We start from the raw sequence: 14,241 nt of genomic DNA, 5'->3' as shown, positions 1-14,241 counted from the left end.
TGTTGCCGCGCAACATCATGTAGAATGGGCGTTTTCCTTCAGCGCCTATACCTCCCCGCATGATCGCACTCGACGGGCAGAGCGCCCTCTCTCCATTTCGCCTCGAACGACTGAACGCCCACCTGGATGCCCTGCATCACGGGACGCGGGTTCAGGCCGCCTGGTTCACGTACTTCGTGGACGGCTCCGCCGCGCCGGAGGGTGAGGCGCGTGCGCGTCTGCTCGCCGTGCTCGAGGCGAAGACCACGGCCCCCGAAAACGCGACGTTCTGGGTCGTGCCGCGGCTGGGCACCATTTCCCCCTGGTCGAGCAAGGCCACCGACATCCTTCACGGCGCGGGTTTCGACGTGCGCCGTGTGGAGCGTGGCACCGCCTGGCAGGTCACCGGCATGCCGGCGGCCGGCGATCCGGCCTACGCCTCGGTGATGGCCGCGTTCTGCGACCCGATGGTGCAGTCGCCGCTGACTCGTCTGGATGACGCCGCCGGCCTGTTCCTGGCGGGCGAGCCGGGTCCTCTGGGTCATGTGGAACTGGGCAGCGACGCCAGCGCGGCGCTGGCCGCCGCCAACAAGGAACTGGGCCTGGCCCTGGCCGACGACGAAATCGCGTACCTGGCGGATCGTTACGCCGAGATGGGTCGTCCGCCGACCGACGCCGAGCTGATGATGTTCGCCCAGGCGAACTCCGAGCACTGCCGGCACAAGGTGTTCAACGCCAGCTGGACGCTGGACGGCAAACCGCAGGACATCTCGCTGTTCGGCATGATCAAGAACACGCACCAGAAGTCGCCCGCGCACACCTTGTCCGCGTACCACGACAACGCGGCGGTGATCGAAGGCTATGAAGGCCAGCGCCTGTTCGTCGATCCCGCCGACGGCGTGTTCCGCACGGTGGCGGAATCCGCGCCGTACGCGATCAAGGTGGAAACGCACAACCATCCGACGGCGATCGCACCCTGGCCGGGCGCGGCCACCGGTGCCGGTGGCGAGATCCGCGACGAGGGTGCCACGGGCCGCGGTGGCAAGCCGAAGGCCGGCCTCACCGGGTTCTCGGTGTCGCACCTGCGTATTCCGGGCTTGCCGCGCCCGTGGGAAAAAGATCGTCCGCTGCCGCCGCGCATGGCCTCGGCGTTTGAAATCATGCGTGACGGTCCGCTCGGCGCCGCCGCGTTCAACAACGAATTCGGTCGTCCCGCGCTGGGCGGCTACTTCCGCACCTTCGAGCAGGAAACCGGCGAGAAGGGCGTTCGTCGTGGTTACGACAAGCCGATCATGATCGCCGGCGGTCTTGCCGCCATCCGTCCCGACCACGTGCAGAAGCGTGCCGTCCGTCCGGGCGACAAGGTCATCGTGCTCGGTGGTCCCGCGATGCTGATCGGCCTGGGCGGCGGTGCCGCCTCGTCGGTCTCGTCGGGTACCTCCAGCGCGGAGCTCGATTTCGCCTCCGTGCAGCGCGATAACCCGGAAATGGAGCGCCGTTGCCAGCAGGTCATCGATGCCTGCTGGGCGCGCGGCGAGCACAACCCCATCGTCAGCATCCACGACGTCGGCGCGGGCGGTGTGTCCAACGCCATCCCCGAAATCCTCAACGACGCCGGCGTCGGTGGCATCATCGACCTGTCGAAGCTGCCTTGCGACGACCCGACGCTCTCGCCCATGCAGGTGTGGAGCAACGAATCGCAGGAGCGCTACGTCCTCGCCATCGGGCCGGACGAACTCCCCGAGTTCGAGGCGTACTGCGCGCGCGAGCGCTGCCCGTACGCGGTCGTCGGCGATGCGACGGAAGAAGCCCGCCTGATCGTTCGCGACACGCGACGCGACATCACCGTGATCGATCTCGGCATGGATGTGCTGTTCGGCAAGCCGCCGCGCATGCACCGCGACGCCGTGACGGTAAAACCGCGCGTCGACCTGGTCGCCGACCTCTCCGGTATGGGCATGGATGAAGCGCTGCTGCGCGTGCTTCGCCTGCCCGCCGTCGGCAGCAAGAACTTCCTCATCACCATCGGCGATCGCACCGTCGGGGGCCTCAACGCGCGCGACCCCATGGTCGGCCCGTGGCAGGTGCCGGTGGCCGATGTCGCCGTCACCATGACCGATTTCGACGGCTACACCGGTGAAGCGATGGCCATGGCGGAGCGTGCTCCCATCGCGCTGTTGTCCAGCGCCGATGCCGCGCGCATGGCCGTGGGTGAAGCGATCACCAATCTCGCCGCCGCCTCACTGAAGCTGGACGAAGTGCGCCTGTCCGCCAACTGGATGGCCGCGGTCAATCACCCCGGCGAAGACGCCGCGTTGTTCGACGCGGTCAAGGCGGTCGGCATGGATCTGTGCCCGGCGCTGGATATCTCGGTGCCGGTCGGCAAGGACTCCCTCTCCATGCAGACCGTGTGGACCGACGAGGCGGGCAAGGCGCAGAAGACCGTCTCGCCTGTATCGCTCGTCATTACCGGCTTCGCCCGCGTCGACGACGTGCGCCGCACGCTCACGCCGCAGCTCAAGCTCGATCGTGGCGATACGGAGCTCTGGCTCATCGATCTGGGGGCCGGTCGCGATCGTCTCGGCGGCTCCGCGCTCACCCAGGTATTCAACCGCGGCGGCGGCGTGCCGCCGGATCTGGATGACCCGAAGCGCCTGCGCGCCATGTTCGAGCTCATCCAGGAAGCCAATCGCTCCGGCCTGCTGCTCGCGTATCACGATCGCTCGGACGGTGGTGCCATCGTCACGCTCCTCGAAATGGCGTTCGCGGGTCACTGCGGCCTCGAGATCCGTCTCGACGGCTGGGCCGAAGCCACGCTTCGCGCACTCTTCAACGAAGAACTGGGTGCGGTGGTGCAGGTGGCTTCGGCCAATCGCGAAGCCTTCGAAGGCTTGCTGGTGAAGTACGGCCTCGCGGGTATGACCCACATGGTCGGTCGCCCGAAGGAAAAGCTCGGCATCAAGATGCACCTGAACGGCGAAACCGCGTTCAAGTGGAACTGGACCGAGCTGTTCCGCGCCTGGAACGAGACCAGTCACGCCATGCAGCGTCTGCGCGACAACCCGCACAGCGCCGACCAGGAAAGCGAGTGGCGCCTCGACGATGCCGATCCGGGCATCTCGCCGAAGCTCACGTTCGACCCTGCCGACGACATCGCCGCGCCGTACATTCAGTCCGGCAAGCGCCCGCGCGTGGCGATCCTGCGCGAGCAGGGCGTGAACGGCCAGGTGGAGATGGCCGCCGCGTTCGATCGTGCCGGCTTCGACGCGGTCGATGTGCACATGACCGACCTCGTTTCCGGTCGTCATCACCTGAAGGACTTCGTGGGCCTCGCGGCCTGCGGTGGGTTCTCCTACGGTGACGTCCTGGGGGCCGGCCGCGGCTGGGCTACCTCGATCCTCTACAACGACGCGCTGCGCGAGCAGTTCGCCCGGTTCTTCGAAGACGGCAGCAAGTTCGCGCTGGGCGTGTGCAATGGCTGCCAGATGCTGTCGCAGCTGAAGGACATCATTCCCGACGCGAAGCACTGGCCGCAGTTCCTGCGCAATCAGTCGGAGCAGTACGAAGCCCGCGTGGCCACGCTCGAGATCCTCGACACGTCGAGCGTCTTCTTCCGTGGCATGGCGGGTTCGCGCATTCCGGTGGCGGTCGCGCACGGCGAAGGCCGCGTGTACTTCCCCAACGTCTGCAGCCCCTCGAAGAGCCACGGCGCCGCACGCTTCGTCGACAACCGCGGCAGGCCGACCGAGAGCTACCCGCTCAATCCCAACGGGTCGCCGGGCGGTCTCGCCGCGTTCACCGCCGCCGACGGTCGCGTCACGATCATGATGCCGCACCCGGAGCGTGTGTTCCGTAGCGCGCAGCTGAGCTGGCATCCGGAAAACTGGGGCGAAGACTCCCCGTGGATGCGCATGTTCCGCAATGCGCGGGCCTGGGTCGGCTGATTCTCCGGAGACGACGGTGAATACACCCGGCCTTACGAGCGTTGTCGTCGTCCTTGCGGACAGCGGCCCGTTCACGCGCGAGTGCGTGGATCACGCGCTCGCCAGTGACGTGCCCGTCGAAGTCATCGTCGTCGATAACGGCTCGGCCGATGGCGTACCCGAGTCGCTGGACCGCGCCTATGCGGGCGACGACCGGGTTCGGGTCGTTTACAACCGTGCCAATCTCGGCTTCGGCCCCGCCGTCAACCGCGGTGCGGCGCAGGCGCGCGGGGAACGTCTGCTCATCCTCAATCCCGACTGCCTCGTCGAGTCGGACACCATCGCGCGGATGTCCGCACACATCGATGTCCACACCGGCATCGTCGGAGCGGTCGTATGCGACAACGAGGGTCATCCCGACCCGGCATCGCGCCGCCGTGATCCGTTGCTGGCTCGCGCGCTGCGTACCAAGCTGGGACTGGCCGGTGACGCGGGTATCGATATTCAGGGGCCCATTCCCAGTGGCGCGGAAGAGGTCGAGATCGTCTCCGGCGCCATCATGCTCATTCCGCGTCAGGTGTTCGACCGCCTGGCGGGCTTCGACGAAACCTACTTCCTCCACTGCGAGGATATGGATCTCTGTCGCCGTGCGCGCGACGCCGGATACCGGGTCGTCCTCTCCGGCGACGTGCGTGTCCTGCACGGGAAGGGCGGATCCAGCCGTCATCGTCCCGTTTTCGTCAGCCGCCACAAGCATCGCAGCATGTACCTCTGGTTTCGCCGGCACGATCCCTCCGCGCGTAACCCGTTCGTGCGCTGGGCGGTCTGGCTCGGCATCTGGAGCCATTTCCTGCTGAAGATCCCCGGCCAGCTGATGCGCAAGCCGCGATGAGCGCGCGGAAAGGCGGTGGTCTCGCCACTATCGGGCTGCTATCGGTCACGGCGATCTGGGGATCCACCTTCGTCCTCATCAAGGACGTCGTCGGTCGTATGGCGGTGGTCGATTTTCTTGCCGTGCGCTTCCTTCTCGCCGCCATCGTGATGCTCGTGCTCTTCGCGCGGCCGGTCTGGCGTCTTGGTCGTGCGGAGCGCAGGCGTGGCCTCGCACTCGGCGTGCTCTATGGGTTCGCGCAGTGGCTGCAGACGGAAGGCCTCGCGCTGACCTCGCCCAGTGTCAGTGGCTTCGTTACCGGCATGTATGTCGTGCTTACGCCGATTCTGGCGCTCGTGCTGTTCCGCCAGCGTATGCCGCTGAGTACATGGCTGGCCGTCGTGCTGGCGACCGCGGGCCTCGGAGTTCTGGCCCTGAACGGCTTCCAGATCGATATCGGTGTGCTGCTGACCCTCGCGTCCGCGGCCTTGTACGCGCTGCACATCGTTGGACTGGGCCATTGGTCGAAACCGGGCGATGCCTTCGGCATGTCGGCCGTCCAGATGGTCGGTATCGCCGCCGTGTGTCTGCTTGCGACGCTGCCCCATCATGGCCCGTCGTTGCCGCCGGACGGCAAGGCCTGGATCGCCGTGCTGTACATGGCGCTGGTCGCGGGCGCCTTTGCGATGCTGGTGCAGACCTGGGCACAGGCGCACATGCCGGCGACCCGCGCCGCGATCGTGATGACGACCGAGCCGGTGTTCGCGGCGGGATTCGCCGTCCTGCTTGGCGTCGACGCGCTTACGACGCGCATGGTCGTTGGCGGAACGATGGTGCTTGCCGCGATGTATCTGGTGGAGCTGGCGCCCCGCTTCCGCCGGCGTCGGCCGGCGGAAGCGTTGCATCACGACATCGGATAGCGGTTACTTCGTGGTCGTGAACTTGTAGGTCATCGTGTTCTTGTAGGTTTTGCCCGGCTCCAGGCGCGCGGAGCCGAAGTCCGGATGGTTCGGGGTATCGGGGAAGATCTGCGGCTCGAGCGCGAAGGCATCGCCCTGACGATAGATACCGCCCGATTTGCCCGACGACGTCGCGTCGAGAAAATTACCCGAATAGAACTGCAGGCCCGGCTGTGCCGACCACAGCGACAGCACGCGTCCGCTCTTCGGATCCGTCACCCGCGCCACCTCGCGCGGCTGCGCGGCTTCCTTCCGTGAGATCACCCAGTTGTGGTCGTAGCCCCGGCCGAAGACCAGCTGCTGTTCTTTCGAGTCGCGGATGTCCTTGCCGATCGGCTTGGCCTTGCGGAAATCGAAATCGGTTCCCGCCACGTTGCGCACTTCGCCCAGCGGAATCGCCGTCGCGTCGGTGGGCAGATACGCATCGCCCGCGATCATCAGTACCTGGTCCATGACGCTGCCGCTGCCTTCACCGCTGAGGTTCCAGTAGGTGTGGTTGGTGATGTTGACGATGGTCGGCGCGTCCGTCGTCGCGGTGTATTCGATGGTCAGCTCGTTCTTGTCATTCAGCGAATACTTCGCCGTGGCGGTGAGCTTGCCGGGGTAACCCTGGTCGCCATCGGGACTGACGTAGGTCAGCGTGACGCTGGGCGTGGCGCCGGATTCGACCTTGTCGACGGTCCAGATGACCTTGTCGAAGCCGACCTTGCCGCCGTGGAGGGAGTTCGGGCCATTGTTCACCGGTACCGAGTACTGCTTTCCATCGAGCGTGAACTTGCCCCTGGCGATACGGTTGGCATACCGGCCAACGGTGTTGCCGAAGTACTGCGGATTGTCGAAAGTGCCCTTCAGGTCGGGGTAGCCGAGGACGATGTCACCCGGTTTACCGTTGCGATCCGGCACATCGAGTGCGTAGAGCGCGGCCCCGAGCGACAAGACTTTCGCGGTCATCCCCTTGCCGTTGGTGAGGGTGACCACGGTGACGTCCTTGCCATCCGGCGTCGTGCCGAAAGAGGCCCTGGAAGCTTCGCCGGCGGTTGCCGCGGCGGAAGTTGCCAGGAGGATCGCCGAGACCAGTGCGCTTACCGGTTTCATCACAACTCGACTCCTTTGGGTGGGTAGTCCTGCGACCAGATCATATTTGTCCGACAAGTGACAAGTTGCGCTGCATCATCGCGTAACGCCGTTACGTCGCTAGGATGGGCGGGTCGTTGCGGAAAAGGCATGGTGTGATGGCTGGGAAGGCGGGCGGGGCGAAGAATCTGCATGCGAGAGTGACCGAGGACATCGGCGAATCCATCGTCAGCGGCGTCTTCGCGCCGGGCGATGCCTTGCCCGGGGAAGCCGTGCTCGCCGAGCAGATGTCGGTCAGCCGGACCGTGCTGCGCGAGGCGCTGAAGGTCCTGGCCTCGAAAGGCCTGATCGAGACACGCCAGAAGACCGGTATGCGCGTGCGCGAGCCGAAGTTCTGGAAGCACCTCGATGCCGACGTGCTGGGCTGGCGCTGCGCGTCCATGCCGACGGAAGACTTTGTCGAGAAGCTGGTCGAGATGCGCGAGATCATCGAGCCCGCCGCCGTCATGGCCGCGGCGCGGCGACGCGAGCCGGAGCAGCTTGCCGTCATCGCCGCGGCACTGAAGGGTATGGAGGATGCCGCCGACCTCGATGCCTGGGCCGCGGCGGACCTGCGCTTCCATGAGGCGGTGCTGGCCGCGACGAATAACGAACTGCTGAGCGCCTTGTTTTCGGTGATCGAGACGGCGCTGGCGACGTTCTTCGTGATGTCCGCGCGCACGGCGAAGCATTTCAAGTACTCGCTGCCGCAGCATCGGGCGGTGTACGAAGCCATTCGTCGACGTCGTCCGAATGAGGCCGCCGTGGCCGTGCGTGCCCTGATCGCCGATTCGCGGGCGAACATGCGTAAGGGGCGGAAAAAATAGGGCCGCGACTTCCGTCGCGGCCCTCGCTCAAACGCCGACGGGCGATATCAGCAACAACGCCCACCCGTCCCCCGATACCGCGCTTCCTGCCTCTCACGGAAAAACTGCGAGTAAGTAGGAATATCGTGTTCGGGGTGATGCTCGCGCAGGTGTTTCACATACACGTCGTAATCCGGCACGCCGCAGCAGAGGCGGGCGGTCTGGACCGCCCACTTCCATAGCGAGCGCGGCGCGTTCGGTGTGTTCGTGTCCATGGCGGCCTCCTCAGTTCGCCACGCTCGACAGCGCGACGTAGGGTTCTTCCTGCGCGGTCGGGCGGTTGGCCTTCCACGCGCGGACGATCGCACGCAGCGAGAAGAACAGCATGGTCAGCACCAGCAGCATGAACAGCGCGGTGAGGATCATGTCCACGCGGTTATTGGTGATGATGCGCTGCATTTCATCAGCGGTCTTGGCGGGTGCGAGCAGCTTGCCGGACGCGGCGGCGTCGGCGTACTTCTGCATGGCAGCCGTGAAGCTGATCTTCGCGTCGAACAGCTTCTGCCAGCCGGCGGTGAGCGTGCAGATCACCAGCCAGGCGGCGGGAACCGCGGGCACCAGCACATAGCGCTCGCGCTTCAGCTTCACCGTCACCACCGTTGCGAGCATCAGCGCGATCGCGGCCAGCATCTGGTTGGCGATGCCGAACAGCGGCCACAGCGTATTGATACCGCCGAGCGGGTCCACGGCGCCCTGATAGAGGAAGTAACCCCAGAGGCCGACGCAGATCACGGTGGCGACGACATTGCCCAGCCAGGAATCGGTCCGCTTGAGCGGCGCCCAGGCCATGCCGGCCAGTTCCTGGATCATGAAGCGGCCGACACGCGTGCCGGCATCGACGGTGGTGAGGATGAACAGCGCTTCGAACAGAATCGCGTAGTGGTACCAGAGCGCCATCATGCCTTCGCCGGGCATGATCCCGTGCAGCAGCTGGGCCATGCCTACGGCCAGGGTTGGCGCGCCGCCAGCGCGGCCGAGGATGGTGCTTTCACCGATGTTGCGTGCCGTGTCCGTCAGCTCGGCGGGAGTCACCGTAAAGCCCCAGCCGCTGATGGCCTGAGCGGCCGCTTCCGCGGTGGTGCCGACCAGGGCACCGGGGGAGTTCATGGCGAAATACACCCCCGGGTGCAGCGACGACGCGGCGATCAGGGCCATGATGGCGACGAAGGCCTCCATCAGCATGCCGCCGTAGCCGACCATACGGGCCTCGCCCTCATTGGCCAGCAGCTTGGGGGTGGTACCCGACGCGATGATCGAGTGCCAGCCCGATACCGCACCACAGGCGATCGTGATGAACAGGAACGGGAACAGGTTGCCGGCGAAGACGGGCCCGGAGCCGTCGATGAACTTGGTGACCGCCGGCATCTGCAGGGTCGGCGCCGCCAGGAAGATCGCGAGGGCGAGCAGGGCGATCGTGCCGATCTTGAGGAAGGTCGACAGGTAGTCGCGCGGTGCCAGCAGCAGCCAGACGGGCAGGACGGAGGCGAAGAAGCCGTAGCCGATCAGCCACCAGGCCAGGGCCCTGGCGTCGTAGTCGAACAGGTTGGCCAGGGCCGGCGTATCGGCCACCGTCTTGCCGTACCAGATGGACGCCAGCAGCAGAACGAGGCCGATGATCGATACCTCGAGAATGCGTCCGGGTCGGACGTACCTCAGATAGAGACCCATCAGCAGGGCGATGGGGATGGTTGCCGCGACGGTGAACGTTCCCCAGGGGCTGTGTGTCAGTGCCTTGACTACGACCAGCGCCAACACCGCCAGCACGATCATCATCAGGACCAGTACGCCGACCATGGCGATGACGCCGGGCACTTCACCCAGTTCGGCACGAAGCATGTGGCCGAGGGAGCGGCCATCGCGACGCAGGGACAGTCCGAGGATCATGAAATCCTGGACGGCGCCGGCGAAGACAACGCCGACCAGAATCCAGAGCGTGCCCGGCAGATAGCCCATCTGAGCCGCGAGAACGGGACCGACGAGGGGACCGGCGCCGGCGATAGCGGCGAAGTGGTGCCCGAAGACCACCCACTTGTCGGTGGGGACATAGTCCAGCCCGTCATTGCGCAGCACCGATGGTGTCGCGCGGCTCGGGTCGAGCTGAAGCACCTTGTCGGCGATCAGGCGGCTGTAAAAACGGTAGCCGATCAGGAAAACGGCGATGGAAGCCGTCACCAGCCAGATCGCGTTGATGGGCTCGCCGCGTCGCAGGGCGACGACGCCGAGGCACCATGCGCCGACGATGGCGATGGCGGCCCACAGGATTTTCCCCGCGGGACTGGGTTTGGGAATGGCGCTTTGCATCGTTTGGGTGCTCCCCTTGCAGATGTGACAAGGGTCGTCCTGCCCGGGATGAGGGTCAATGTCCCAGGGGTGGTTCACGCATTAGCCATTGGTCGTATGGCTCCGTACCCGGGCGCGTGCTGCGGTGCGGTGACGGGAGGCTTGAGCCCGGCGCCATCCGCCGCCATGCTTGAGGCAATCCCACTCCCCGGGCATGACCATGATCCGCGACATTCTCAAGATGGGCGATGAGCGCCTGCTGCGCGTGGCACCGCCCGTGCCCGATACGATGATCGGCTCGGCGGAACTGGACACGCTCATCCAGGACATGTTCGACACGATGCATGATGCAGGCGGCGTTGGTCTTGCCGCGCCGCAGATCGGCGTGGACCTGCAGCTGGTGATCTTCGGCTTCGATTCGAGCGAGCGCTATCCGGACGCGCCGCCGGTTCCGCAGACGATCCTGCTCAATCCGGTGATCACGCCCTTGTCCCAGGATATGGAAGAGGGCTGGGAAGGCTGCCTTTCGGTGCCCGGCCTGCGCGGGGCGGTGAATCGCTATTCGCTGATTCGCTATCAGGGCGTGGACCCCGGCGGTGCGCCGATCGATCGTACCGCCGAAGGCTTTCATGCCCGCGTGGTGCAGCATGAATGTGATCATCTCATCGGTCGGCTGTATCCGTCGCGGATCACCGACTTTACGAAATTCGGCTTCACCGAGGTGCTTTTCCCCGGCATGGACGTCGGCGACGACTGAAGGCGTTCTTCTTTAAGATTCGCCGTATAGACGCCTATACGGCGAAATTACTTAAGTAATTTCTTGCCGGAATCTCGCGTGATACGGTTCCGGGCCTGGCAGGACATGGCACGGCTGGCGAAGCTGCGGCGCTTATTCCGCTTCCGCGAGCGCCTCGACTATCACCAGCAACGCCTTGCGACGCTCCTTCGGAAGCCGGCTTACAAGACCGACAAGGCGTAGCTGCTCACGCGAATCCGCGCGGTAGAGAGCCGGACTCTCGCGCACGCCGGTGGCGCCATTGGGGGAGCCGCGACCTGTCGCAAGCCATTCAAAGTTCACGCCAAATCGGGTCGCCATATCGATCTGGCGCTCGAGTTCGGGAAGGCCAAGATCGCTCAGCCACTTGCGTGCCGTCTCACGGCTGACATCGAAAAGATCGGCCAGCTGCGTGATGCGGCCGCGGCCTTTCTTCACGCCAGCCATGTCCAGCGCGACATGCAGGCGTTGGGAAAAACCTCGGTTCATAGGTGGCATGACAACTCCGGTAGAACGCGGTGGCGCCTTAAGCCCGGTATTGTTGGATAGCGTGCAGCGCGAGCGTAAGCCTTTTGCAGTTGCCAAGTCGTGCAATTTGCGACTGCCTTTTGTTTTGCTTAGTGCTCGCGGTGCAAGTTGACCAACTTTCTCAAGTCATCAGCGGCGCGATGTGCTACGTCCGCAAAGTCCGGACCGCCGCTAGCGTAAAGGATGGCGCGCGAGGAAGAAATCATCAGTCCCGTGCCATCGGCGGTTTTTCCTTGCCTGAGAACCGCTTCCACGTCACCGCCCTGTGCTCCGATGCCCGGAACGAGGAGCGGCATGTCACCCACCGCCAAACGCACCCTGCCAAGCTCTTCCGGCCACGTCGCACCGGTCACGAGGGCGCAATTGCCGTTTGTGTTCCATTCGCGGGCGATCGTTTCGGCGACGCGTATGTAAAGCGGCTGTCCGCCGCAATCGAGTGCCTGAAAATCTTTCCCGCCCGGATTGGACGTGCGGCAAAGCAGGATCACGCCTTTGTCCGCGCGTTCGAGAAACGGGGCGATCGAGTCGTGACCGAGGTATGGATTGAGCGTTACCGCATCGGCGTCGTAACGGTCGAAAGCCTCGGCGGCATAGTGTTTCGCCGTCGATCCGATGTCGCCACGCTTGGCGTCGAGAATGACGGGGATGCCTGGCTGGGTCGCATGGATATGCGCGATGACGCGCTCCAGCGCATCCTCCGCGCGCTGCGCGGCGAAATGAGCGATCTGCGGCTTATAGGCGCAGACCAGGCCTGCCGTCGCATCGACGATGGCGCGGCAGAATTCGAAAATGCCTTCGTTGCCGGACAGCCCGGCCGGCAGACGACCCGGTTCCGGGTCGAGGCCCACGCAGAGCAATGAATCGTTGCGACGCCAGGCGTCCTTCAGTGCGGTCATGAAGTTCATGGATGGCTTCGCTCGCTGAATTTGGGGGTGTTACAAGAGATTACTTAAGTAATTTTTTGTAACAGGTTCCGGCAGGAGCGCGCCTTGCGCGCGAAAGGCATTCTCGCGACAGGCCTTTCGCGCGCAGGGCGCGCTCCTACACAGGGTGACGACTTCGTCAGACCAGTTTCTTGTATTTGACGCGCTTCGGGCCGGCGTCATCACCGAAGCGACGCTTCTTGTCGGCTTCGTATTCGTTGTAGTTGCCCGGGAAGAACTCGACGTGCGAGTCGCCTTCGAACGCGATGATGTGTGTGGCGATGCGATCGAGGAACCAGCGGTCATGCGAGATGACCACGGCGCAGCCCGGAAACTCGAGCAGGGCGTCTTCGAGCGCGCGCAGGGTTTCCACGTCGAGATCGTTGGACGGCTCATCGAGCAGCAGCACGTTGCCACCCTGGAGCAGCGTCTTGGCCATGTGCAGGCGGCCACGCTCACCACCCGACAGCTGACCGACGATCTTCTGCTGGTCGGTACCCTTGAAGTTGAAGCGGCCGATGTACGAGCGTGACTGGATTTCGAAGTTGCCGATGGTGAGGATGTCCGAGCCGCCCGACACTTCCTGCCACACGTTGTTTTTCGGATCCAGGGCGTCGCGCGACTGGTCGACGTAGGCGAGCTTGACCGTATGGCCATGCTTGACCTCGCCCGAGTCCGGCTTTTCCAGGTTCATGATCATCTTCATGAGCGTGGACTTACCGGCGCCGTTCGGGCCGATGATGCCGACGATGGCGCCCGGCGGGATCTTGAACGACAGGTCTTCGATGAGCATGCGGTCGCCGAACGACTTGGTGACGTTCTTGAACTCGATGACCTCCTGACCCAGGCGCTCACCGGGCGGAATGAAGATTTCGTTCGTCTCGTTACGGCGCTGGTACTCGACCGAGTTCAGTTCCTCGAAGCGGTTGATACGCGCCTTGCCCTTGGACTGACGTCCCTTGGCTGCCGTGCGGATCCAGTCGAGTTCCTTCTGCAGAGCCTTCTGACGCGACTTCTCCTGGTTGGCTTCCTGCTTCAGGCGCTCGCCCTTCTGCTCGAGCCATTCGGTGTAGTTGCCCTTCCAGGGAATGCCGCGACCGCGATCGAGTTCGAGGATCCACTCGGCGGCGTTGTCGAGGAAGTAGCGGTCATGGGTGACCGCGACCACGGTGCCCGGGTAATCGTGCAGGAAGGTTTCGAGCCAGTCGACCGACTCGGCGTCGAGATGGTTGGTGGGCTCGTCGAGCAGAAGCATGTCCGGCTTGGACAGAAGCAGGCGGCACAGGGCGACGCGGCGCTTCTCACCGCCGGAGAGGGGGCCGACGAGGGCATCCCAGGGCGGCAGGCGCAGCGCGTCGGCGGCCACTTCGAGCTGGCGCTCGAGCGCATGCGCATCGTTGGCGGCGAGGATGCCTTCGAGGGCCTCCTGCTCCTTGGCGAGCTTGTCGAAGTCGGCGCCTTCTTCCGCGTAGGCCGCGTAGACCTCTTCGAGGCGCTTCTGGGCGTCCAGGACCTCGGAGACGCCTTCTTCGACCACTTCGCGTACGGTCTTGTTCGGGTCGAGGTCCGGCTCCTGCGCGAGATAGCCGATTTTCGTACCCGGATTGGCGCGGGCCTCACCCTGGAAGTCCTTGTCGACGCCGGCCATGATCCGCAGCACCGTCGACTTGCCCGAGCCGTTGATACCAAGCAGGCCGATCTTGGCGCCAGGGAAGAAGGACAGGGAAATGTCCTTGATGATGTGGCGTTTCGGGGGGACGATCTTGCTCACCCCATTCATGGTGTAGATGTATTGCATGCGGCCTCCGGAAGGCGCGGCCGCCTGCCCTCCGAGGTGGAGGGGGCGTCGACGCGCGGGTACAAACTCCCATTATAGCGGGTCGCGGGAGGTGCCAGTGACGCCGCGGGGCGGGTCTGCGACCGGTTCCGGGAGCAGGGCGGATATTCCCGTAGGCCAGCCGCCCGGCGGTTGTCCGTGGACCCACCGCGGCGGTCCGGGGCCGGTAACCTTCCGCTCCCCGGCG

At 64.9% G+C, this 14,241-nt stretch carries 11 protein-coding genes; 5 read left to right on the top strand and 6 right to left on the bottom strand.

The annotated features are described in order from the left end of the window. Positions 1–59: 59 nt before the first annotated feature. Genes purL through FA85_RS06175 form a run of 3 tightly spaced genes read left to right on the top strand, consistent with a single transcriptional unit; the run spans position 60 to position 5,693 of the window. Positions 60–3,923, top strand: a complete 3,864-nt coding sequence (gene purL / locus FA85_RS06185) for a phosphoribosylformylglycinamidine synthase (RefSeq protein WP_036110745.1) — start codon at positions 60–62, stop codon at positions 3,921–3,923. After that, complete coding sequence (locus FA85_RS06180; protein WP_051943341.1) at positions 3,901–4,794, top strand: glycosyltransferase family 2 protein; 894 nt, start codon at positions 3,901–3,903, stop codon at positions 4,792–4,794. Before purL ends, FA85_RS06180 begins: the two co-directional genes overlap by 23 nt. After that, on the top strand, positions 4,791–5,693 hold the full coding sequence (locus FA85_RS06175; RefSeq protein WP_036110750.1) for a DMT family transporter: 903 nt from the start codon (positions 4,791–4,793) through the stop codon (positions 5,691–5,693). The genes FA85_RS06180 and FA85_RS06175 overlap by 4 nt, the downstream gene beginning before the upstream one ends. A 3-nt stretch (positions 5,694–5,696) precedes the next feature. On the opposite strand, the gene FA85_RS06170 is transcribed toward FA85_RS06175, so the two are convergent. After that, positions 5,697–6,827 (bottom strand): aldose epimerase family protein, encoded by a 1,131-nt coding sequence (locus FA85_RS06170; RefSeq protein WP_036110752.1) that lies wholly within the window; start codon positions 6,825–6,827, stop codon positions 5,697–5,699. Between the two features lie 137 nt (positions 6,828–6,964). On the opposite strand from FA85_RS06170, the gene FA85_RS06165 reads away from it, so the two are divergent. Beyond that, on the top strand, positions 6,965–7,672 hold the full coding sequence (locus FA85_RS06165; protein ID WP_036110755.1) for a FadR/GntR family transcriptional regulator: 708 nt from the start codon (positions 6,965–6,967) through the stop codon (positions 7,670–7,672). A 47-nt stretch (positions 7,673–7,719) separates the two neighbouring features. Here the strand turns inward: FA85_RS06165 and FA85_RS21385 are convergent, their stop codons facing one another. Together FA85_RS21385 and FA85_RS06160 are read right to left on the bottom strand one after the other, a co-directional pair. Further along, positions 7,720–7,926, bottom strand: coding sequence for a YbdD/YjiX family protein (locus FA85_RS21385; RefSeq protein WP_081907370.1), 207 nt, complete (start codon positions 7,924–7,926; stop codon positions 7,720–7,722). A 10-nt stretch (positions 7,927–7,936) separates the two neighbouring features. Then, positions 7,937–10,012, bottom strand: a complete 2,076-nt coding sequence (locus FA85_RS06160; RefSeq protein ID WP_036110758.1) for a carbon starvation CstA family protein — start codon at positions 10,010–10,012, stop codon at positions 7,937–7,939. A gap of 199 nt (positions 10,013–10,211) precedes the next feature. Here FA85_RS06160 and def point away from each other — a divergent pair, with 199 nt between their 5' ends. Then, entirely contained in the window at positions 10,212–10,748 is a 537-nt protein-coding gene (gene def, locus FA85_RS06155; RefSeq protein WP_036117156.1) for a peptide deformylase, read from the top strand. 132 nt (positions 10,749–10,880) lie between these two features. Here the strand turns inward: def and FA85_RS06150 are convergent, their stop codons facing one another. The 3 genes from FA85_RS06150 to ettA all read right to left on the bottom strand — a co-directional run bounded on the left by FA85_RS06150 (position 10,881) and on the right by ettA (position 14,015). Further along, complete coding sequence (locus FA85_RS06150) at positions 10,881–11,264, bottom strand: hypothetical protein (RefSeq protein WP_036110760.1); 384 nt, start codon at positions 11,262–11,264, stop codon at positions 10,881–10,883. A 119-nt stretch (positions 11,265–11,383) separates the two neighbouring features. Further along, entirely contained in the window at positions 11,384–12,199 is an 816-nt protein-coding gene (gene pyrF, locus FA85_RS06145) for an orotidine-5'-phosphate decarboxylase (RefSeq protein WP_036110764.1), read from the bottom strand. A 157-nt stretch (positions 12,200–12,356) separates the two neighbouring features. Next, positions 12,357–14,015: an energy-dependent translational throttle protein EttA gene (ettA, locus tag FA85_RS06140; RefSeq protein WP_036110767.1), complete on the bottom strand. Its 1,659-nt coding sequence runs from the start codon at positions 14,013–14,015 to the stop codon at positions 12,357–12,359. Positions 14,016–14,241 lie beyond the last annotated feature (226 nt).

The sequence above is a fragment of the Luteibacter mycovicinus genome, from assembly GCF_000745235.1.
Classification (GTDB): domain Bacteria; phylum Pseudomonadota; class Gammaproteobacteria; order Xanthomonadales; family Rhodanobacteraceae; genus Luteibacter; species Luteibacter mycovicinus.
Note: the sequence above shows the minus strand (reverse complement) of the source record. Positions and strands in the feature narration are given on the sequence as shown.